The sequence below is a fragment of the Phocaeicola plebeius DSM 17135 genome (assembly GCF_000187895.1).
Classification (GTDB): domain Bacteria; phylum Bacteroidota; class Bacteroidia; order Bacteroidales; family Bacteroidaceae; genus Phocaeicola; species Phocaeicola plebeius.
Genome location: NZ_DS990134.1, coordinates 539,139 through 561,408, shown reverse-complemented (window position 1 = coordinate 561,408; position 22,270 = coordinate 539,139). Strand labels below are relative to the sequence as shown.

The 22,270-nt window shown below is 45.1% G+C and carries 15 protein-coding genes; 6 read left to right on the top strand and 9 right to left on the bottom strand.

All coding sequences use genetic code 11. The features are described 5' to 3' along the window. The first annotated feature begins 10 nt into the window (after positions 1-10). Both BACPLE_RS17110 and lacZ read left to right on the top strand, forming a co-directional pair. Positions 11-985 carry a lytic transglycosylase domain-containing protein gene (locus BACPLE_RS17110; RefSeq protein WP_040313373.1) on the top strand — a complete coding sequence of 325 codons (975 nt, stop codon included), beginning with the start codon at positions 11-13 and terminating at the stop codon, positions 983-985. Between the two features lie 39 nt (positions 986-1,024). Next, positions 1,025-4,138, top strand: a complete 3,114-nt coding sequence (gene lacZ, locus BACPLE_RS17105) for a beta-galactosidase, LacZ type (protein ID WP_007564244.1) — start codon at positions 1,025-1,027, stop codon at positions 4,136-4,138. A gap of 315 nt (positions 4,139-4,453) precedes the next feature. On the opposite strand, the gene BACPLE_RS17100 is transcribed toward lacZ, so the two are convergent. The 4 genes from BACPLE_RS17100 to BACPLE_RS17085 all read right to left on the bottom strand — a co-directional run bounded on the left by BACPLE_RS17100 (position 4,454) and on the right by BACPLE_RS17085 (position 9,521). Next, positions 4,454-6,262, bottom strand: coding sequence for a mechanosensitive ion channel family protein (locus BACPLE_RS17100; RefSeq protein ID WP_040313427.1), 1,809 nt, complete (start codon positions 6,260-6,262; stop codon positions 4,454-4,456). A gap of 143 nt (positions 6,263-6,405) precedes the next feature. Further along, positions 6,406-7,584, bottom strand: coding sequence for a mannonate dehydratase (gene uxuA / locus BACPLE_RS17095; RefSeq protein ID WP_040313426.1), 1,179 nt, complete (start codon positions 7,582-7,584; stop codon positions 6,406-6,408). A 30-nt stretch (positions 7,585-7,614) separates the two neighbouring features. Continuing rightward, entirely contained in the window at positions 7,615-8,430 is an 816-nt protein-coding gene (locus BACPLE_RS17090) for an SDR family oxidoreductase (RefSeq protein ID WP_007564241.1), read from the bottom strand. A gap of 5 nt (positions 8,431-8,435) precedes the next feature. Further along, positions 8,436-9,521, bottom strand: a complete 1,086-nt coding sequence (locus BACPLE_RS17085) for a LacI family DNA-binding transcriptional regulator (RefSeq protein ID WP_007564240.1) — start codon at positions 9,519-9,521, stop codon at positions 8,436-8,438. Between the two features lie 212 nt (positions 9,522-9,733). Here BACPLE_RS17085 and BACPLE_RS17080 point away from each other — a divergent pair, with 212 nt between their 5' ends. After that, positions 9,734-11,530 (top strand): MutS family DNA mismatch repair protein, encoded by a 1,797-nt coding sequence (locus BACPLE_RS17080; protein ID WP_007564239.1) that lies wholly within the window; start codon positions 9,734-9,736, stop codon positions 11,528-11,530. 72 nt (positions 11,531-11,602) lie between these two features. Here the strand turns inward: BACPLE_RS17080 and rd are convergent, their stop codons facing one another. After that, positions 11,603-11,767, bottom strand: a complete 165-nt coding sequence (gene rd / locus BACPLE_RS17075; RefSeq protein ID WP_007564238.1) for a rubredoxin — start codon at positions 11,765-11,767, stop codon at positions 11,603-11,605. A gap of 76 nt (positions 11,768-11,843) precedes the next feature. Then, positions 11,844-12,551 (bottom strand): SIR2 family NAD-dependent protein deacylase, encoded by a 708-nt coding sequence (locus BACPLE_RS17070; protein WP_007564236.1) that lies wholly within the window; start codon positions 12,549-12,551, stop codon positions 11,844-11,846. A gap of 147 nt (positions 12,552-12,698) precedes the next feature. Here BACPLE_RS17070 and BACPLE_RS17065 point away from each other — a divergent pair, with 147 nt between their 5' ends. Both BACPLE_RS17065 and BACPLE_RS17060 read left to right on the top strand, forming a co-directional pair. Beyond that, positions 12,699-13,283 carry an FKBP-type peptidyl-prolyl cis-trans isomerase gene (locus tag BACPLE_RS17065; protein ID WP_007564234.1) on the top strand — a complete coding sequence of 195 codons (585 nt, stop codon included), beginning with the start codon at positions 12,699-12,701 and terminating at the stop codon, positions 13,281-13,283. Positions 13,284-13,295: 12 nt separating this feature from the next. Continuing rightward, positions 13,296-14,150, top strand: a complete 855-nt coding sequence (locus tag BACPLE_RS17060) for an FKBP-type peptidyl-prolyl cis-trans isomerase (RefSeq protein ID WP_007564232.1) — start codon at positions 13,296-13,298, stop codon at positions 14,148-14,150. Positions 14,151-14,340: 190 nt separating this feature from the next. Here BACPLE_RS17060 and BACPLE_RS17055 read toward each other — a convergent pair whose 3' ends face one another. The 3 genes from BACPLE_RS17055 to BACPLE_RS17045 all read right to left on the bottom strand — a co-directional run bounded on the left by BACPLE_RS17055 (position 14,341) and on the right by BACPLE_RS17045 (position 20,148). Next, a complete protein-coding gene (locus BACPLE_RS17055; protein WP_007564230.1) occupies positions 14,341-15,180 on the bottom strand; it encodes a discoidin domain-containing protein in 840 nt (279 codons plus the stop codon). A gap of 105 nt (positions 15,181-15,285) precedes the next feature. Continuing rightward, complete coding sequence (locus BACPLE_RS17050) at positions 15,286-17,085, bottom strand: RagB/SusD family nutrient uptake outer membrane protein (RefSeq protein WP_007564227.1); 1,800 nt, start codon at positions 17,083-17,085, stop codon at positions 15,286-15,288. Between the two features lie 27 nt (positions 17,086-17,112). Continuing rightward, positions 17,113-20,148 carry a SusC/RagA family TonB-linked outer membrane protein gene (locus tag BACPLE_RS17045; protein WP_235777946.1) on the bottom strand — a complete coding sequence of 1,012 codons (3,036 nt, stop codon included), beginning with the start codon at positions 20,146-20,148 and terminating at the stop codon, positions 17,113-17,115. A 343-nt stretch (positions 20,149-20,491) separates the two neighbouring features. Between BACPLE_RS17045 and BACPLE_RS17040 the strand changes: the two genes are divergently transcribed. After that, positions 20,492-22,270: an alpha-1,3-galactosidase-related protein gene (locus tag BACPLE_RS17040; protein WP_007564224.1), complete on the top strand. Its 1,779-nt coding sequence runs from the start codon at positions 20,492-20,494 to the stop codon at positions 22,268-22,270.

The following is a 22,270-nucleotide window of genomic DNA, read 5'->3' as shown; positions in this document are numbered from 1 at the left end:
GACCTTGAATATGAAATTGACAAAACGCTTATATACCTTATCATTAACAACCGCTCTATTTGTAACCGGTTTCTTGCTACCCGGGTTTTCCACCTCCTGCACTGCGCAGACCGAAACAACCCCGTCTTCTTCCCCTGCTTACAGCTGTATCGAAGTCCCTAAAAGTATCAATTTTTGCGGCACGGAAATAGACCTGACGCGCTATGACCGACGCGAACGGATGGACCGGGAACTGATGGCATTTACTTACATGCACAGCACTTCCCTGCAAATCATCAAAAGAGCCAACCGCTATTTCCCCATCATTGAATCAATCTTAAAGGAACAAGGCGTACCCGATGACTTCAAGTACCTGATGGTTATCGAAAGCAACGTAAACCCACTGGCACGGTCGGGAGCGGGAGCCGCCGGATTATGGCAGTTCATGAGTGGTACCGCCCGTGAATTCGGTCTGGAAGTCAATCATCATGTAGACGAACGCTATCATGTAGAGAAATCTACCGTGGCTGCCTGCAAGTACCTGAAACAAGCTTACCGCAAATTCGGCAACTGGGAAACAGTAGCAGCTTCCTACAATGCCGGACAAGGAAGAATCAGCCAGCAACAGGAGAAACAATATACAGACAATGCACTCGACCTTTATTTAGTGGAGGAAACTTCCCGTTACGTATACCGTATACTGGCAGTCAAGCTTCTGCTTACTGACCCAGCCCGTTTCGGTTTTCACCTGAGAGCCAGCGACCTGTATCCGCCTATTCCTTATCGCACCATAAAAGTGACAGAAGACATCGACGATCTGGCACGATTTGCCAAAGGTCAGGGCATCAATTTCAGCTTACTGAAAAGTATGAACCCCTGGCTCAGAGGAAGTTCTCTTCCTAACCACGGTGGAAAAGAATACCAGATCCGCATCCCCGATTCTACGGAGATGTATTACAACCCGAGGGTGACACACCCTCATAACCCCGCGTGGGTGAGTGAATAAAGACACATAGTTATCATTTTTTATTATAATCATTAATCCATGAAAAAACAATTAGTGTTAGGACTCTTAGGTGCCTGTGTGCTTTCGGGCAATGCACAGACATTTAAAGAATGGCAAGACCCGGAAATAAATGCCATCAACCGGGCACCGATGCACGCAAACTTCTTTGCGTACGAAAATGCAGAAATGGCTGCCAAAGCAGTCAAGGAAGACTCCAAGAACTTTATGAGCCTGAATGGAACCTGGAAATTCTTCTGGGTGCGGAATGCAGATGCACGCCCCACGGATTTCTGGAAAACCGGCTTCAACGATAAAGGTTGGGACAACCTTCAGGTGCCGGGAGTATGGGAAACTCACGGATACGGCGACCCTATCTACATCAACGTAGGCTACGGATGGCGCAGCCGTTTCGAGAACAATCCTCCTTACGTACCGACTGAAGAAAACCACGTAGGTTCTTACCGTCGTGAAATTATGGTTCCGGCCGACTGGAAAGGCAAAGACATCATCGCTCATTTTGGTGCAGTCAGCTCAAACATGTACCTGTGGGTAAACGGTAAGTTCGTTGGCTACAGCGAAGACAGCAAGCTGGAAGCTGAATTCAACCTGACTCCGTACCTGAAACCGGGACAGAAAAACCTGATTGCTTTCCAGGTGTTCCGCTGGTGTGACGGTTCATACCTGGAAGACCAGGACTTCTTCCGCTATACCGGAGTAGCACGCGACTGCTATCTTTATACCCGCAACAAAAAACGTATCGATGACATCCGCGTGACTCCCGACCTGGACAGCGAATACAAGAACGGTTCACTGGCCATCAACCTGAACCTGAAAGGAAGCGGCAATGTCAGCCTGGAACTGCTGGATGCCCAAAACCAGACCGTAGCTTCTACCGAAGTAAAAGGTTCAGGCAATGTTTCTACTACACTTCAGGTAGAAAATCCGAAAAAATGGAGCGCAGAAACTCCTTACTTATACACACTGCGTGCTACACTGAAAGACGGTAGCCAGGCTAGCGAAGTTGTACCTGTGAAAGTAGGTTTCCGCAAGATTGAACTCAAAAACGCACAGATTCTGGTCAACGGCCAGCCTGTACTTTTCAAAGGTGCCGACCGTCATGAACTGGACCCGGACGGTGGATACGTAGTTTCACGCGACCGCATGATTCAGGACATTCAGATTATGAAGCAGTTCAACATCAACGCCGTAAGAACCTGTCACTATCCGGACGACAACTTCTGGTACGAACTCTGCGACAAATACGGTATTTATGTAGTGGCTGAAGCCAACATCGAATCTCACGGAATGGGATACGGCGACAAGACACTGGCCAAGGAACCGACTTATAAAAAGGCACACATGGAACGCAACCAGCGCAACGTACAGCGTGGTTTCAACCATCCGAGCATCATCTTCTGGTCATTGGGTAACGAGGCCGGATACGGTCCGAACTTCGAAGCTGCTTACGACTGGATCAAGGCAGAAGACCCCAGCCGTGCCGTACAATACGAACAGGCCCGCATCGAAGGAAAGACTGATATCTACTGCCCGATGTATGCCAACTACAAATGGTGCGAAGAATACAGCAAGGACGATAAATACCAGAAACCGCTGATTCAGTGTGAATATGCACACGCCATGGGTAATTCACAAGGTGGATTCAAGGAATACTGGGACCTGATTCGCAAGTATCCGAAATATCAGGGTGGATTCATCTGGGACTTCGTAGACCAGTCTATCCGCTGGACAGGAAAGAACGGCAAGATGATTTATGCTTATGCCGGCGACTTCAACCGTATGGATGATTCTGGCGACAAGAACTTCTGTAACAACGGACTTATCAGCCCTGACCGTAAACCGAATCCGCATGCATACGAAGTACAGTACTTCTACCAGAACATCTGGACTACTCCGGGCGATTTGGCAAAGGGAGAAATCAAGGTATACAACGAAAACTTCTTCCGTGACCTGTCTGCATACGCACTGGAATGGGAAGTACTGAAAGATGGTAAGGCTATCCGTAGCGGACGCATTGAAAACCTGAACGTGGCACCTCATCAGACTGCCAGCCTGAAACTTGATCTGGGCAAGACTTGCCAGTGTGGTGAATGGCTGCTCAACGTGAAATACATCCAGAAGAACCGTGAAGGTTTGATCCCGGCCGGTTTTGTAGTAGCTAAAGACCAGCTTGTGCTGAATCCATACAAAGCACCGGCTATGGAACTGAAGAACGTAGTTGAAACTAACCAGCAGGTAGTTGAACCGCAAATCAACCCGAACTATCCGGACTACATCACTGTAGAAGGCGACGGATTCTATCTGGAATTCAGCAAACGCAACGGTTATCTTGACAGATACGATGTAAACGGAGTAAGCATGTTGAAAGAAGGCGAAGCACTGACACCGAACTTCTGGCGTGCCCCGACCGACAACGACTTCGGTGCTGGTCTGCAGAACAAATATGCTGCATGGAAGAACCCGGGCATCAAACTGACAGACTTCAACTACAAGGTAGAAAACGGACAGGCCATCGTAAACTCTACTTACGACCTCAAGGAAGTATCTGCCAAGTTGTATCTCACTTACCAGATCAACAACCAGGGAGCAGTGAAAGTGACACAGAAAATGGTAGCCGACAAGAATGCCAAGGTATCACCGATGTTCCGTTTCGGTATGCAGATGGTAATGCCGAAGTCATTTGAAAAGATTTCTTACTACGGACGCGGTCCGATAGAAAACTACAGCGACCGTAACCATTGCACTGACCTGGGAATCTACAACCAGAATGTAAGCGACCAGTTCTATCCGTACATCCGTCCGCAGGAAAACGGCAACAAGACTGACATCCGCTGGTGGAAACAGGTAAACATGGCTGGAAACGGACTGATGTTCGTAGCTGAAGCACCGTTCTCTGCTTCTGCTCTCCACTACACCATCGCTTCACTGGACGACGGTACTGAAAAGAAACAGAGCCACTCGTTCGAAGTAGAAGAAGCCGACCTGACCAACCTGTTGATTGACAAGGCACAGATGGGCTTAGGTTGTGTCAACAGCTGGGGTGCCCTGCCGGAAGACAAGTACATGCTTCCTTACGGAGATTATGAATTTACGTTCATCATGACTCCGGTGAAAGGCTATATCGCACACGAATAAATCAGCATAACATATCTGACTCACTGTAACGCCTCGGTTTCCAAAGCCGGGGCGTTCTTTTTATCCCCTTACGTTACCATCGTCTCTTATCACACGAATAGCTTTCCATCAAGAGAGAAACGCCTCAGAAAAGAGATCACAGTCTATTCCCACTTTCTATGTTTCCCACGCCGGAGCCTTACGTTTCCGCAGGCGGAAACATACGGTTCCGCCCCCAGAGACCTACGTTTTCGCCTTGGAAAACATAAAAAACGGGCTGAAGTTTATCTCCAAACTCCAGCCCTTATCGTAAAATAGAAAATGTATGCAAAATTATTATCCTTCCTTGTCTGCACCTTCCTTTGGAGGTATGGTAGATGCATTTCCATCGCGTACAGCCATGTAATGCGGCGACATAATTTCCACGCCCTCTTCGTTGAAGCGATCCTGAATGTTCTGATGCAATGCCGAATAAATATCGGCCAGACGGTCTGCATCCTTGATATACGCATTCACCTGATACACCGGATACCAGTCGCTGAGCGAGGTGGAAAGTACAAACGGACGCGGATCGTCCACCACTCCGGGAGTATTCAAGGCAGCTTCAATCAGAAGTTTGTTGACCACCCGCCACGGCACGTCATAACCGATGCTTACCTCCGAATGGATAATCAGTCCATATTCCCGAGCCGACTGGCTGAAGTTCACCGTATGCGAAGACATGACAAATGAATTAGGAATGGTCACCACCTCATTTTTTGGGGTACGGATACGTGTGACCAGCGGAGTTTTCTCTACCACATTTCCCATCGTATCATTCAGCTTAATACGGTCGCCAATCTTGAAAGGACGCATGTAAGTAATCACCAGTCCGGCAATGATATTGCCAATCACCGTACTTGAACCAAGCGATACAATCAAACCGACAAATACGGATATTCCCTGGAACACACCGGAATTGGAACCCGGCAGATACGGATAAATCATGGCTATCATAAACGCATAGAGCAAGAAACGGACAATATGATAGGTAGGCATCGCCCAGTCGGGATAGAATCCGCTCAATTTCAACCGTTCGGACTGCACTTCTTCGGCCAGGTAACGGAAGAAGCGTACCAGATATTTGATGGCCATGTAAATCACGAAGATAGTGAACAGGTTCGGAAGGTAGTCGAGTATTCCGGTAAGAATGCTCTTCACCGGATTCCAGATGTAGGAAAGCAGCCGGTAGGCCAGGTTCTTAGTCTGCGGGAAAATAGAGAACAGCAGCGGAACCGTAAGCAGCAACTGCAGGAACATAAACGCATAACGTACCAGATTGGCCAGGAATATCAGCAGTTTCACCTGCTTCCTGGTGTCCAGCAGCTCATACCCCTGAATGGAGAAGGGTTTCAGCCGCGTCTTTTCCAGTCGCATAATACGCAGCTTCAACTTACGGAACAGCCAGTTGGTTCCCCAGAACAGAAGGAACTGCCCCACAATCACCAGCACGAAATAACCAATCCGCTTGAATAACTGCATCAGTCCGTGTTCCTCCTTCATCACTTTCAATTTTTCGATAATGACCAACCGATTCTTCGCAGCCAGCTGGTCGCGTGTACAGCTTTCCCATAAGCCGTCCTGGTCTGTAAAGGAAACAAGAACTTTATTATCATACATCACATCCGTCACGATGTCACTGGTCTCAATGTATACAGAATCGGGCTTCAGGTTAAAGCGTTTGCCCAAGGCCGTAATGTCATTCGCCACGTTCTCTGCACGCTGCTGGGGAGTATGTCCTCCTCGCTTGGCATAAAAATAAAACAGCGTATCCCCATCTACCACAACCGGAACACCCCGTGTTTCATGACGCAAGGAGTCAATACGCCGTCTCTGACTGGCCAGTTTCACCGAATCGGCCGTATATGCAGCCAGTTTCATCTGTTCAATCTCCATCCGGAGATTGGCTTCATTCAACCGGGCAGCCGCCAGTTCCTTTTTCACGGTCGACAAGTGAACCGAATCTGAATCTGCCGTTACAGCCACTTTTGAATTGGACAAACTGTCTGCTCCGAAAATATCAAGTACCTTTTCTACTACCTGAGCCGATGCTCCCCACACAGAGAGACAAAGCAGACACAGACAGAATAAACAAAATCTTTTCATGATGCTATAAATTGTTATTTCCGGCGATAAAAATACGAATAAAAGACACAAAATAAAATGGTCCATGAACAGAAAAACTTCCTTCATGAACCATTCCTTCACTTCGACAATTTCAGCTTATCGAATATGCACTATACACTTCCTTAATTTTGCTCTTCCATAGACTTGGCAATACCCATTTCTAGTCCTCTCAGCTCAGCCAACCCTCTCAGACGGCCCAGACAGGAATAGCCTGGATTGGTCTTCTTCTTCAAGTCGTCAATCATCTGATGACCGTGGTCCGGACGCATCGGAATAGACACCTTGCGGCGCTGCTGCATAAGCAGGAAGTTCTTCATTACATGATACATGTCTACGTCACCCTCCAGGTGATTCGCTTCATGGAAGTTGCCTTCTGCATCGCGCTGTGTGCTGCGCAGGTGTACGAAGTTGATACGGTCGCCCCAGCGTTCCATCATACCAGCCAAGTCGTTCTTAGCACTGACACCCAGTGAACCAGTGCAAAGACACAAACCGTTGGATTCATTAGGTACGGCTTCCACCAGCTTGCGGAAATCTTCTTCCGTACTCATGATACGCGGCAAGCCCAAAATTGACTGAGGCGGATCGTCCGGATGAATCACCAGTTTGACACCCACTTCATCGGCTACCGGGCAGATTTCTTTCAGGAAGAAAATCAGGTTGGCACGCAACTGCTCTGCGTCAATATCCTTGTAACGGTCCAGTTCATGCTGGAACTGTTCCAATGTAAAGCTTTCTTCCGAACCCGGCAATCCGGCAATCATGTTACGGGTCAGGCGATGAATTTCTTCTTCGTCCATCTGCTCGTAACGTGCCTTTGCCTTGGCCTTTTCTTCTTCAGAGTACTCCTTTTCAGCTCCCGGACGTTTCAGGATAAACAAGTCGAAAGCCACAAACGCCGCACGTTCAAAGCGCAGAGCTTTGGAACCGTCGGGCATGGTATAAGCCAAGTCCGTACGCGTCCAGTCGAGTACCGGCATAAAGTTGTAAGTCACAATGTAAATGCCGCATTTAGCCAGATTACGCAGACTTTCCTTATAATTCTCGATATACTTCATGAAATCGCCGGTCTGCGTCTTGATATGTTCATGCACCGGCACACTCTCTACCACGCTCCATGTCAAGCCGACTTCTTCAATCATCTGCTTGCGTTTCATGATTTCTTCTACCGTCCAGACTTCGCCGTTCGGAATATGGTGCAGCGCATTGACGATACCCGTAGCACCTGCCTGCTTAATGTCCCACAAAGACACCGGATCGTTCGGGCCGTACCAGCGCCAGGTTTGTTCACATAAATACATAACGTTTCTTTTTAAAGGTTCATACTTCAATTAAATAGAGAAGGCATCAAATCCACCATCGATGACAGCTACCGTACCTGTCACAAAGTTAGAAGCATCACTGATCAGGTAGTGAATGGTACCATACAAATCTTCCGGTTCACCGAAACGTCCGAACGGAGTGTGAGCCAGAATCGTTCTGGAACGGTCAGTCAGTGAGCCGTCCGGATTAGTCAGCAACGTGCGGTTCTGTTCAGTCAGGAAGAAGCCCGGAGCGATGGCGTTCACGCGCAGGCCGTCGCCAAACTTGATAGCCAGTTCGCCGGCCATGTATTTTGTAAAGTTGGCAATAGCTGCCTTTGCTGCACCGTAACCTACCACACGCGTCAACGGACGTAAAGCTGATTCAGAGCAGAAGTTTACGATAGAACCTTTTTTCTGTTTCACCATTACATCGGCAAAGACCATCGTAGGCAGTACTGTTCCGAAAAGGTTCAAATCGACTACTTTCTTGAAAGCATCTACCTGCAAGTCGAAGAAAGTCTTGTCCGGTGCAATAGTTGCACCCGCCATATTTCCACCAGCAGCATTCAGCAAAACGTCAATGCGTCCGTACTTTTCCAGAATATCTTTCTTATTCTGTTCCAGCACTTCCTTGTTCATTACGTCCGTATAGAGGAAGGTAGCTTCATGTCCCTGAGCTACAATTTCATCTACCAGTGCTTTACCAGCTTCTTCACTACGGTCGAGTACGACCATTTTTGCACCTTGTGCAGCCAAATACTTGGAAATACCTTTTCCCAACACACCGGCTCCCCCAGTCATAACAACTACTTTGCCGGCCACGTTAAATAATTCGTTTGCCATAATAATCAGATTAGCAATAAATTGGATACTTTATTATAATATTGATAATTCTCTTTCAACAAAATATCTATCGGCAACAGATTTACCACCTGCGGTCTTTCATCGAACAGCAACAGTCTGCTCAATGCCTTCACTCCGTTATAGCCTTGCAATTCCGGACGCTGTGCAATCAGTGCTTGCACATACCCTTCGTTCAGTAACCGCACATTCGGGTCAATCAAATCATAGCCTACCAGCCGAATTTCGTGCTTCTGCCGCTTTTCCAGATAATCCCCCAAAATGTAGCAGGAAGAGTTGAATGTAACCGCTCCACGAATGCCCGGATGATTTCGTAAAGTCTCATCCAGCACCTGCTCGTTGTGATCCTCATCGCCTATCCATAATTCTACCTCCACCAGATTCACCTCATAGCCCTGTTGTTTCAGGTATTGCAGGAAGCCGGAATAGCGTTTCTGCCCTTGCGTGGACATACTGCCTTTATCGTGCTGAATATGAGCGACCAGAATATCTCCCTGAAAGGCCATGGAAGCCAATAGCATACGGGCTCCAATCTCTCCCCCGGCCACAGAATCCGTGCCATAATAAGCCAGACGGCCCTGCTCTTCTATATCCGAGTCGACATACACATAAGGAATCTCACCCGCATCCAGATATTCGGAAAGCTGGATGACAGCCTCCTTGAAAAGCGTACCGACAATTACTCCGTCCACCGTTTCGGGCATCTCCTGCAAACGGGAAACAGCCTGGTCAAAACTGGCTTTACTATACTGGTCAAAAGTCAGCACAGAAACCTTCACTCCATAGCTTTCCCACTCCTCTTCTGCCCGACGAATGCCATATTCCATCGCACTCCAGTAATCTCCCGGACGGAAATCCGGAATCAGCGCCACCAGATGGCACGGCTTTTTCACTGCCAGTGAACGTGCTATCAGGTTAGGTTTATACCCCACCTGCTCCATGATTTCCTTCACTCGCCGGATATTTTCTTCCGATACGCGTCCACGGTTATGAATCACTCTGTCGACGGTACCGACCGATACATTTGCCATGCGGGCAATGTCGGTAAGACGTATGTTTTTGTTTTTCTGCATAGCACTTCACAAAGGCACGTGTGTGCGAACACGCATTTATTGAAAAAGAAAACGCGTTACCGCGCACACTTTAATAAGAAATATTCTTGATTTCATTGCAAAGAAGGGATTTATTCATGAATTATACAAATGGATTTCTTCTTTTAACAGTTTTTTCGGTCATGTATCTGGAGTTTTTCGTTCCTTTGCGCAACTAACACAAACACAATAACATGAATCCAGAAAACCACTACACCGAAAGACTGTCCCTTACCAAAGGACAATTACAACAGGTAAAGAAGCAAATCTTCCGCATCAGTATGTTACGCCTTGCCTTATTCGTAGCAGGAGTAGCAGGAATCTACTTTTTCTTTAGTCAAACCCCTCTGCTAATTATCTGTATCTGTCTTACCTTCCTTCCGCTCTTTATTTTGGTAAAAATACACAACCACTTTTTTATCCGCAAAGAATGGCTGGAAACACAGGCACGTATCATACAAGAAGAGCTGCAAGCCCTTTCCGGTGATTACAGTTCTTTTGAGGACGGGAAAGAATACGTCAATCCGGAGCATCCCTATTCATTCGACCTGGATATATTCGGGCGACGCTCCCTGTTCCAGTCAATCAACCGTACTTGTACTTTTTTCGGAAAAGACCGTCTGGCAAAATGGCTGCAAAACCATCTGCACAAAAAAACTTCCATCGAAAAACGGCAGGAAATGGTACGGGAAATAAGCGAACATACCTTGTTTCGCGAACAGTTCCGCGTAGCAGGACTGGTGCACCACGGCCAGTCATCCGATGCTGAAAAAATACAAGCATGGAGTCAGAGTCCCGCACAATACCTGCACGCCGGATGGGTGAAAGCCTTTATCTGGGGAGTACCAGTTATTAACAGCCTCTTGTTGATAACTTCCCTTATCGGATGGACTTCATTTTCCTGTCTAGGACTTTCATTCGGTATCTTCCTGGTTCTCAGTTTTGGAATTATCAAACGGGCCACCTACATACAGGAGACTTACGGAAAGCAGTTGAAAAGCCTGAACGGATATGCTCGGCTCATCGCCTTGGCAAAAGCAGAAGACTGGAAGTCAGCTGATATGCTGGAACTGATGGAGCGATTCAACCTGAACGGGCAGTCACCTGTACAGGCTCTGCAACAATTATCCAAAGAACTCGACCGACTTGATTTACGCAACAACCAGTTCCTTTATGTGTTATTGGAAGGAAGCATCTTTTTCCAGCTTCAGGAAATTGTCCGCATAGAACGATGGAAAGTACGCTACGGACAGTATATCAGCGAATGGCTGGAAACTGTGGGTGAACTGGATGCCTTATGTTCACTAGGTACTTTTGCCTACAACCATCCGCAATATACCTACCCGGAACTGACAGAAAAGCCTTTCTGCTTTCTGGCCACACAAATGGGGCATCCCCTTATGCCAGCTTCCCAATGCGTGAAAAACGATGCTACCATTCCGTCACGTCCGTTTTTCCTGATTATTACCGGAGCCAATATGGCCGGGAAAAGCACTTACCTGCGAACTATCGGCGTGAATTACCTGCTGGCCTGCGTCGGAGCCCCTGTATGCTGCGAAAAGCTCAAGCTTCACCCTAACCAACTCATTACCAGTCTACGCACCTCCGATTCACTTTCCGACAATGAATCATACTTCTTCGCTGAACTGAAGCGGTTGAAACGCATTATCGATCTGCTGAATCAAGGACAACAACTATTTATTATTCTGGATGAGATATTGAAAGGGACCAACTCCATGGACAAACAGAAAGGCTCTTTTGACCTGATTCGTCAGTTTATGCAACTGAAAGCCAACGGCATTATAGCCACACACGATCTTCTGTTAGGAAGCCTCATCAAACAGTTTCCTGAAGAAATACGGAATTACTGTTTCGAAGCCGATATAAAAGATAATGAGCTCACCTTTTCCTATAAATTGCGTGAAGGAGTGGCTCAAAACATGAACGCCTGTTTTCTGATGAAAAAAATGGGCATTATTCTACAAGAATAAAAGATATGAAAACGGCCTTCTAAAAGTATATGGCATACTTTTTAGAAGGCCGTCCTTATCAAGAAAAGTTTATTAATCTTCTACTACCTGAAAATCTTCTTTTCCAACTCCGCAAACCGGGCAAACCCAGTCTTCAGGAATATCTTCAAAAGCTGTACCCGGAGCAATTCCACCTTCTGAATCCCCTACTTCCGGATCGTAAACCCAATCACATACTGTGCAAATGTACTTTTTCATAATCAGTCAGTTTATTAAAATAATAATTAGTATCTATTCTCAGTTTAAAATGATAACAAATATAGAAAGAATTTGTTTAATCTCGTATTTCCAATAACATTTTTTTCAATTCTTCCATTCCTTCGGAAGCCCCTTTCTGAATCACACGTACCGCGCGTCCGGAAGCAATGCGCACTTCCTTAGGGTCTATCAGATAAACTGGTACCCCAGGATGTACATAGTTCAACAAACCGGCAGCAGGGTATACATTCAGCGAAGTACCGATTATCACAAATATATCCGCTTTATCCACATAGTCGATAGCTGTTTCAATCATGGGCACCGCTTCTCCAAACCAGACAATAAAAGGACGGAACTGCGAACCGTCGGGGGCCTTGTCTCCCATCCGCACCTCATATTCCTCCGGCTTAAGCTCTTTTATAAAACGTGGATTATTGGGCTGAAAGCTGGAAGTCACCTTTGTTAGTTCTCCATGCAGGTGAATCACTTCCGTACTCCCTGCACGTTCATGCAGATTATCTACATTCTGGGTAATCACGGTCACATGAAAATATTTCTCCAGCTCTGCTAAAAGTTCATGTCCTCTGTTCGGCTTCACCTCAAGCAGCTGTTTTCTGCGTTCATTGTAAAAATTAATCACCAGCTTCGGATTGGCAGCATATCCTTCAGGGGTAGCCACCTGCTCCACCGGATACTGGTCCCAAAGCCCTCCTGCATCACGAAACGTACTGATTCCACTTTCCGCACTCATGCCGGCTCCTGTCAATACTACCAGATTTTTCATCTTCTTATCCTCCTGATTTTAGATACATTATCATTAAAAAGTTTCATCGTCCAAAAATAAGAAATTTTATCAATCAAAATTCCTCACATTCACAGAAAAAAGATACCTTTGCTCCCCGTTAATCATTTATTAATACAAAATCTGTTTATGGATAAATTTAGCTACGCCATTGGTCTGGGGATTGGCCAAAATCTATTGAGCATGGGTGCTCGTTCAATTGATGTAAATGACTTTGCACAGGCTATCAAAGACGTATTGGAAGGAAACCAAACTGCAATTTCTCACAATGAAGCACGTGAAATCGTCAACAAATATTTCACAGAATTAGAAGAGAAAATAAACGCAGAAAATATAGAAAAGGGAAAGGCTTTCTTAGAAGAAAACAAGAAAAACCCGCATATCGTAACTTTGCCAAGTGGATTGCAGTACGAAGTAATCACTGAAGGAAACGGTAAAAAACCGAAAGCAACTGACCGTGTACGTTGCCATTATGAAGGAACATTGATTGACGGCACATTGTTCGACAGTTCTATCAAACGTGGTGAACCGGCTGTATTCGGCGTGAACCAGGTAATCAAAGGATGGGTGGAAGCACTGCAACTGATGTCAGAAGGTGCTAAATGGAAACTCTATATTCCGTCCGACCTGGCATACGGTGCACAGGGTGCAGGCGAAATGATTCCGCCGCACAGCACATTGATTTTCGAAGTAGAATTAATTGAAGTATTATAAAAAATAAAGCAAATGAAAAAAGGTACATTCTTTATGATGCTTGCCGCTGCAGCCAGCCTGGCATCATGTACAGCACAGGGACCGAAAGCAAACCTGAAAAGTGATGTAGACTCTTTGTCTTATATGATGGGTGTTACAAACACTCAGGGATTGATGGAATATGTACAGGGTCGTCTGGGAGTAGATTCAGCATATGTAGCAGACTTCATCAAAGGTCTGGAACAAGGTTGCAAGGAAACTGACGCTAAGCAGAAAGCTTATTTGGCAGGTATGCAGATTGGCCAGCAGGTAAGCGGTGACATGTTCGACTATAACAACCGTCAGATTTTCGGACAGGACTCTGTTCAGTCACTGAACAAAGATAACTTCTTGGCTGGCTTCATCGCAGCTGTAAAGAAACAGAGCATCGTAACTACAGACTCTGCAAGTGCTTATGTACGTCTGAAAGCAGAACTGATCAAATCAAAAGCATTGGAAGCTAAATATGCAGACTACAAGAAACAGAATGAAGAATTCTTGGCTAACAACAAGAGCAAAGAAGGTATTCAGACAACTGCCAGCGGTTTGCAGTACAAAATTATCACTAAGGGTACAGGAGCTTTGCCTGCTGATACTTCACGCGTAAAAGTAAACTACAAAGGTACAATGATTGACGGTACTGAATTCGACTCTTCTAAAGAGCCTATTACATTGGCCGTTAACCGCGTAATTCCGGGATGGACTGAAGCACTGAAGATGATGCCGGTAGGTTCTAAATGGGAATTGTATATTCCTCAGGAACTGGGATACGGTGCACAGGAAGCTGGTAAAATCAAACCTTTCTCTACTTTGATTTTTGAAGTAGAATTGGTAGATATCGAGAAATAATACACTTCCCCGTATATATTTCGGAAATCCCCCGCTTGCTCTGAAAAGTGACAAGCGGGGGATTTTTCTTTTCTTTCCAAGAGGATATACAACACAAGAAAGGCTATCCTCATTCTGAGGATAGCCTTTCTGTATAAAGAGATATTCTTCTGTCAACCCTCCCCTCAGGGAGACAACTGAAAACAGGAAGTTAAATCTTTCCGTATGCTTTAAAGTAAGATACCTGACAAACTCCGGTATCATTATTGGTTTCTGTGATGATCAGTTTGACATAACGGGCTAGCACAGGTTCAGCCAATGAAATAACCTCTTCAGCTGGAACTAACGGACTGTTTCCTGTTACGATTGTACCATCAGGAGCTTGCCATGGCAAAGCAAATGTAAATCCACCCACTTGAGTGAAATTCTCATTGTCGGTGCTAACCCACAATTGCAAGGTCTTTACTGTAGGATAATTATTTTCCCCGTATGCACGACGGCCAATAGCAAAACTGATACATTCCAGTTCTTCCTGCATATCGATGACCAGCGTATGAGGAAGCGGTGCATTTCCACCGGAATAAGCACTGTGCCAGAATTGGGTACGGTCATCGGTAAACAGACTGGGATAACCTCCTCCGTCGCCCGCTTCTACGTCAGAGCCTGTAGCTGTCCATTTAGTCCAGTCATATTGCAATGTAGTCTGACCTTCATACTTCTGTAACACCGTGAAAGAAGTTGTACGATAGCCACATCTCACCTGAATAGTAGCAGTACGGAAATTCGAAGGATCCGGATTGGCCTTAGTTGCTTTTACGGTAATCTCTTTACCTGACGCTGATACTGTACACCAGTCCACTCCGTCTTCCATGGTAAAAATCATTTCAGAAGGAATATCCGTATCGGCCGTCAACGTAGTAGTAGAACCTTCAGCTGCGTCAAGCACGGCCCGTTCAATGATAATGTAACCCACATAAGGTTGTTCTTGTTCCTTACAGCCACAGAACAAGGCCAGTAAGAGAAGCGACAAAAAATATGATATTTTTTTCATTTTACAGTTTCTGTTATGTATAAAAAATTATGATTCCCAAATACTACCTGCCTCTCTGAGGGAAAGGCAGGTAGTCCTATTTCTAAATCCTCCTATTTATGTTCATTAGGGATTCTGTCCTAAATCGTAAGGATATGCATCATATTGAGCCTGTGGAATGTACTCGCATACAGAAGGAGAATTATAAGGGATCTCCAGGTAGCGGTCACCTTGTCTTAACGTATGTCCACCCGGATATTTACGGTCGAGCGTATGACGCCAGCGGAACACGTCGAATCGACGGAGACCTTCCCATGCAAATTCCAGCATACGTTCTTCTTCAATAATCTTATGTATATCCTTCGGCTGGCCGTTTTCAGCAGTCTGGATATTTTCCAGTGTCCATTCAGGAATACCGGCTCTGCTACGAATCACGTTCACATCATCAAGAGTAGTCTGTGTATCTCCACCTTTCTCCAGATTAGCCTCAGCACGAATCAGATACATTTCAGCCAAGCGAGAGATAATGGGTGACCACAAATGATAATACTGCTCCTGATAAGAACATTTATTGATGGCATATACCAGGAACATAGCCTCCTTCTGACGAAGCGTTTTGGCATCGTACACACGCGGCTCGATACGGCCTACATACTTTGTACCGTCCGAAGCCTGTACATAATAGCGAGTTCCCAGGTTATAAGGTTCCGACTGGATAGTTGCACTCCGGAAATTAGCAGCATCGTCCGCACTCATGGCATAGGTTCCGTCGTTCTGCTTGGTGACAGAAATCTGACGGTATTCATAATTGGCGTTAGCACCTGCCTGCTTAGCTGCATACACAAAGGTCCAGTCCTGATAATTCCGTTCCGGATTACCGGTGATAGGATACTTGGAGGTATCCGTTCCGTCCTCTACATAACGTTTGGTAATGAAGCTACTACGCAAATCCTTAGGATAACCTTGTTCATCCAAATACAACTCCAGCAAATTCAGGTAAGGAGCAGAAGCATACATTTCCTCCCAGCCATTATTGTCTACCTGAATGTACAGACCTCCCATTCTTCCAGATCCTCCATCGTCTTTCAGTTTTGTACGACGTACAGCAAAAATGGTTTCAGAATTATCTTCAGGAGCAAACTGAGAATAGATTTTATAATCATTGCCCTGAAGCAAGCTAAAACGACCAGAATTAATAACTTCATTAGCCATATCCCAAGCACCATCCCAATTTTCCATGTACAAATACACGCGGGCCAATAATGCCTGAGCTGCTTCTTTGGTAGCATAGCAACTATTTTTCGGTCTAAGCCCTGACGGCAAAGTCATATAAGTAATGGCATCCTTCAAATCCTTCACAACCTGATCATAGATTTCGGCTACCGTAGAACGGAATTTTGGCAAGTCGTTCGGATCGCTAGTAAGCTTCAATGGCAACCCCGGATTTTGCGTAGGATTATTGGAATAAGGCTGGGCGAATTCGTTCACCAACAGGAAATAAGACAAGGCACGGAGATAGTAATTCTCACCGACAATGACTTTTTCCTCGTCAGTGATGTCCGCACCCAGTTCGGCTCCCATCTCAATCACCCTGTTACAGTTACCGATAGTACGATAACCCAACTCCCAAGCATATTCCGTAACTGAACTGGTGATTTTACGGCTATAGTCGTAGATATCGAATTTCTCGTCAGTAGAAGTACCACCCCATGAAAGGTCGTCAGCACCATAAGCCCAGAAATAATATCCATAATCAATCAGTCCGCCATCGTATTTCAACATGCTGTAACTGCCTTGCGATAATTCCACAATGTTACGGGCTGTTACGTCCTCACCCGTCACACCGTCGTACATATTCACGTCCAAGCTGCAGCCTGCCAATGCAAACGCAGCCACCAAGGCTCCTAATGTATATTTCAGTTTCATAATTTTATCTTATTGTTTTATCAGTACTTAGAAGTTAACATTCAATCCTACAGAGAAACGTCTTACGGTAGGATAGCCAAATCCACTGGCATTACCATTGTAAGAAGAGGACAACAGAATTTCAGGATCTTGACCAGAGAATTTAGTAATCGTAAACAGATTTTCTCCGCTCACACTGATATTAGCTCCCGAAATCTTCAACGAATGCAACCATTTTTTAGGAAGGCTGTACGACAAGGTCAAAGTCTTCAGTTTAAAATAGTCACCATTTTCCAGGTAACGGGTAGAAGTGTTCGAAGCACCATTGTTACCTCCGGCTCTCAACTGAGGATGCGTAGCGATGTCACCAGGTTTTTCCCAACGGCTCCATCCATCAGGCAATTTCATAGCTGGCTGAGAAGGACGTTCTGCATCACGGTCAAGAGCACCGGCACGCATACTGTTGTAAATCTTGGCCCCAGCACTGAAAGTAAAATTAGCGTTCAATGACAAACCCTTCCAACTGAGATTAGTACTCAAGCCACCAGTCACTTTCGGAGTAGGCGAAGCATCAAGCAGCACATTCGTTGCTTCATTGTAATTACCTGTCACGGTCTTCACACCAGTATCAGGATCTACCTTGAACCAAAGCGGTGTACCCGTCATGGTATCTACTCCAGCCCATTCTTTCATATACCAGTTCATATATGGATAGCCTACAGCAACCGCCTGCATAGTCAAGTCATCACCATCGGGCAGATAAGTCACCTCATTGCGGTTATAACCCATGTTGAAGCTAATATCCCAGTACCAGTCTTTGGTCTTAATCAATTCAGGAGTAATAGTTAATTCCACACCAGAGTTTTCCATCTTACCGTTGTTAGCCGTCTGACGGTTGAAGCCTGTTACAGCAGGCAAGTGACGCAGGTAAATCAAGTTCTTCACTTTCTTCAAATAGTAATCGAGAGTGATGCTCACACGGTCGAATAAACGAATATCAATACCAGCATCGAAGTTAGCTGTTTCCTCCCAAGACAAGTCAGGGTTACCCTGGTAGTTGGACAAGAATGCGATTTCGTTCGCATACTGAGAAGTATAGCCAAAAATAGTAGCCCACTCGTAAGCACCGCCCGGCTGGTTACCGCTGATACCGTATGACACACGCGGCTTCAACTCATTAATCCATTCTACCTGGCTGAGGAACTTTTCCTTGTGCATATTCCATCCGGCACCGACAGACCAGAATGTAGCCCAACGCTTGTCACTACCGAACTTAGAAGAACCGTCTCGACGAACCATACCTTGAATCAAATATTTGCTGTCGAACGAATAGTTGACATTCAAATAAATAGCCGCATTCTTCGATTCTGATTTCGTACCACTGGCGGTAGGATCGTCTGCACCAGCATTAATAATCTCGGCTCCCTGGAAAATCTTATACGCCGTAGCCGAAAGATCCCAGTAACGATATTCATCGTAATCATAACCCAGATAAGCATTGATTTCGTGTTTTTCGCCGAAAGTCTTCAGGAAACGAAGCAACTGACTGGTGTAAATAGAACGGGTATTTGACTGTCCGTCGTAATAAGAACCACTGGTACCCGCACCCGAACGGCTGTTAGGATCCACGTAGGAATTAGAATAGTTATTGCTGAAACCAACACGGTTATTTGATTCAAAAGTCAATCCGTCGATAATCTTGAAATCAAGACCGAGTCCCAAATCAAGACCGTTGCTACGAGTCTTTCCCCAGTTCAAGGCTCTATCGTATAAGAAGTTGGAACCTCCATCGGAATACCAGTAGTCATCCGGGTTAGCAGTTGGAGCATCTGCAGCTGTCGGCACACCCTGCGTACCATCCTTCAGGTTTCCTTGTGAGTCCCAAGGAGTATCCCACGGCGTATAGCTAGTATGTGCCAAAGAATATTCCTGATTGTTAGTTTCCTTGTAGCTGGCAGAAATCTTAGATTTCAAAGTCAAACGGTCATTAACCACATAATCAGTATTCGAACGGATGGTGAAACGATCGTAATCGAATCCTTTGATGGTACCTTCTTCAGAATAATAATCGGCCGACAAATATGCCTTAATCTTTTCATTACCATAACGGTAGCCGATGTTATAATTCTGTGTCAAAGCATTCTGAGTAGCCAAATCCCACCAATCGAAGTTTCGGTTACGCAGATAAGGCTGTAACCATCCCTGTGCATCCAGTGTTCCAGCATTTTCGTAAGCCGTACGCACATAATCGTAATATTCAGCACCAGACATCATCTCCAAATTACCTTTCTGCAACTGAGATACACCGAACTTAACAGACAAATCAATCTGTGAAGGACCCGAAGTGGCACGTTTGGTAGTCACCTGAATAACACCGTTAGCACCACGCGAACCATAAAGGGCCGTAGCCGAACCGTCCTTCAAAATAGAAATAGATTCAATATCATTGGGGTTCAAATCGGCAGAAGAAGCTCCCACAACCCCATCAATTACCCACAAAGGCTCTACATTACCACGGATAGACCCAATACCACGCACACGGATGCTCACTCCGTCACCCGGACGACCAGAAGTAGGAACTACTACCGCACCGGCAATTTTACCCTGTAGCATATTAGCTACACTCGGTGTAGTAATGTCTTTCAATTTATCCGCTTTAACAGAAGAAATAGAACCAGTGATAGAGCTTTTGCGCTGCATACCATAACCCACAACTACTACTTCATCGAGTGCTTCCGAATCTTCACTCAATTTAATAGTCTGGTTATGAGCCGTCGCTGTCACTTCAATGGATTTGTAACCCACAAAAGAAATAACCAGTTTGGCACCTACCGTACCTTCAAACTCATAATTTCCATCAAAGTCAGTAATTGTACCGACAGCCGTACCTTTAATCAACACATTTGCTCCGATAATCGGCTCACCTGTCTTTGCATCTAATACAACACCCTTAAGTTTCGTTGTTTGTTGAACAACTGAAGCCATTGATTCCGGTACAGTGGATGTTGCAAATGTTGGAAGAGATGCGCAATATAAAGCACTTGCTAACACCATCAGCCGGCTAACATTGTTTGTTTTTCTCATTTTCATAATATTAAAATTGAGATTAATAGAATAGACTTATATTTAATCCTCGCAAATTTATAGAAAAAAATCAAATACTTCCATAATAACTCTAAAACATTTTAATATTTAACTATTCTATTTTGTTTCAAGCATGTATTACAAATGAAATTAGTGAAATAATTTATTATCCATCACTATTTATGCACTCTTCTATCAAGCCTAAAAGTCAATCAACTATAACAGAAATCACTCATATCTTTCCCACCATGCCAATAAACTATCCCACGAAAATTCACAATAAAAGCAGAAAACATTTACCTTTGTCATCAATCATCATTTCTAAACACTTAATTCACAAACTATGAAAATGAAACTAGAATGCCTGGCATTGTTTGCCGCATTATGTCTTCCTCTATGCGCACAACACGTGTATGACATGTCTCATTTCGGTATTCAACCAGGAAAGAAAAGCAACATGTCTGCCCGAATGGAAAAGGTACTTGCAAAAATTAAAAAAGAAGTAAAAGAAGGCGAAGCAGTAACCTTACGCTTTCAAAGCGGAACCTATCATTTCTATCCTGAAGGAGCTGCAGAACGCACTTACTACATTTCCAACCACGACCAGGATAATCCTAAAAAAGTAGGTCTGGCACTGGAGGATATGAAATCGCTGACAATAGAAGGAAACGGAGCAGAGTTTATCTTCCATGGACAAATGATTCCGATATCTCTGCTTAGAAGTACAGACTGTACCTTGCAAAATTTCAGCATCGATTTTGCCAATCCACACATAGCTCAAGTGGAAATTATAAAAAATGAAGGAGAAAAAGGAATCACCTTTCAACCTGCTCCATGGGTAGAGTACCACCTGACAAAAGACTCTGTTTTCGAAACAAAGGGAGAAGGTTGGAAACTTCGCCCGATGTCGGGTATAGCTTTTGAAAAGGCCAGCCGACATATTGTATACAACACCAGCGATATCAGCTGCCCGACCAAAGGCTGTTCCCTGGTAGGAAAGAATTTGATACATGCCCCTAAATGGAAAGACAAACGACTTCCGGCAGGGACTATTGTCGCCATGCGCTCATGGGACCGTCCGACTCCCGGTATCTTCCTGTCACATAATACCCGAACCACAATAAAGAATGTCAAGGTACACTATGCACAAGGCATGGGACTGTTAGCCCAGCTATGCGATGACATCACGATGGATGGTTTTGGTGTATGTTTGAAAGGAGAAAACGACTCCCGCTATTTCACTACTCAGGCCGATGCAACCCATTTTTCTCAGTGTAAAGGAAAAATCACCTCTGTCAACGGATTGTATGAAGGTATGATGGACGATGCCATCAATGTGCACGGAACCTACTTGAAAGTGCTCCAACAAATTGACACTCATACTCTCAAAGCCCGCTATATGCACGACCAAGCTTGGGGATTTGACTGGGGATTCCCAGGCGACAGCGTACAGTTCATCCGTTCAAGAACCATGGAACTGCTGGATGGAAAGAATTGTATAGAACGCATTACAGCCTCAGACAAACCGACAGCAGACGGTGCCCGTGAGTTTATCATCCGTTTCACTCAGCCACTTCCTGAAACTTTAGCCGAACAGACTGATTTCGGGATTGAAAACCTGACATGGACACCTGAGGTTTATTTTGCCGGTAATACCATCCGCAACAACCGCGCCAGAGGTTCTCTGTTCAGCACACCTAAAAAAACAATCGTAGAAAACAACCTGTTTGACCATACTTCAGGAACAGCTATTTTGTTGTGTGGTGACTGCAACGGCTGGTATGAAACCGGTGCCTGCCAGGAAGTAATCATCCGTCACAATCGGTTCATTAATGCACTGACCAATATGTTCCAGTTTACCAACGCCGTGATTTCCATTTATCCGGAAATTCCCGATTTGGAGCATCAGGTAAAATATTTCCACGGAGGGAAACCAGGTGCCATCCAGATTACAGACAATGAATTTGACACATTCGATGCACCTATTCTATATGCCAAGTCTGTAGACGGACTAATCTTTAAACAAAACAAGATTACAACAAATAACGCCTACCTACCTTTTCACTGGAACCAAAACCGATTCTTACTGGAAAAAGTAAACCGGGTAGAAATTACCGAATAG

What these genes read in the sequence shown, in the direction of transcription:
- BACPLE_RS17110 (WP_040313373.1), top strand. Translation starts at nt 11, where the DNA reads ATGAAATTGACAAAACGCTTATATACCTTATCATTAACAACCGCTCTA.
- lacZ (WP_007564244.1), top strand. Translation starts at nt 1,025, where the DNA reads ATGAAAAAACAATTAGTGTTAGGACTCTTAGGTGCCTGTGTGCTTTCG.
- BACPLE_RS17100 (WP_040313427.1), bottom strand. Translation starts at nt 6,262, where the DNA reads ATGAAAAGATTTTGTTTATTCTGTCTGTGTCTGCTTTGTCTCTCTGTG.
- uxuA (WP_040313426.1), bottom strand. Translation starts at nt 7,584, where the DNA reads ATGTATTTATGTGAACAAACCTGGCGCTGGTACGGCCCGAACGATCCG.
- BACPLE_RS17090 (WP_007564241.1), bottom strand. Translation starts at nt 8,430, where the DNA reads ATGGCAAACGAATTATTTAACGTGGCCGGCAAAGTAGTTGTTATGACT.
- BACPLE_RS17085 (WP_007564240.1), bottom strand. Translation starts at nt 9,521, where the DNA reads ATGCAGAAAAACAAAAACATACGTCTTACCGACATTGCCCGCATGGCA.
- BACPLE_RS17080 (WP_007564239.1), top strand. Translation starts at nt 9,734, where the DNA reads ATGAATCCAGAAAACCACTACACCGAAAGACTGTCCCTTACCAAAGGA.
- rd (WP_007564238.1), bottom strand. Translation starts at nt 11,767, where the DNA reads ATGAAAAAGTACATTTGCACAGTATGTGATTGGGTTTACGATCCGGAA.
- BACPLE_RS17070 (WP_007564236.1), bottom strand. Translation starts at nt 12,551, where the DNA reads ATGAAAAATCTGGTAGTATTGACAGGAGCCGGCATGAGTGCGGAAAGT.
- BACPLE_RS17065 (WP_007564234.1), top strand. Translation starts at nt 12,699, where the DNA reads ATGGATAAATTTAGCTACGCCATTGGTCTGGGGATTGGCCAAAATCTA.
- BACPLE_RS17060 (WP_007564232.1), top strand. Translation starts at nt 13,296, where the DNA reads ATGAAAAAAGGTACATTCTTTATGATGCTTGCCGCTGCAGCCAGCCTG.
- BACPLE_RS17055 (WP_007564230.1), bottom strand. Translation starts at nt 15,180, where the DNA reads ATGAAAAAAATATCATATTTTTTGTCGCTTCTCTTACTGGCCTTGTTC.
- BACPLE_RS17050 (WP_007564227.1), bottom strand. Translation starts at nt 17,085, where the DNA reads ATGAAACTGAAATATACATTAGGAGCCTTGGTGGCTGCGTTTGCATTG.
- BACPLE_RS17045 (WP_235777946.1), bottom strand. Translation starts at nt 20,148, where the DNA reads ATGAGAAAAACAAACAATGTTAGCCGGCTGATGGTGTTAGCAAGTGCT.
- BACPLE_RS17040 (WP_007564224.1), top strand. Translation starts at nt 20,492, where the DNA reads ATGAAAATGAAACTAGAATGCCTGGCATTGTTTGCCGCATTATGTCTT.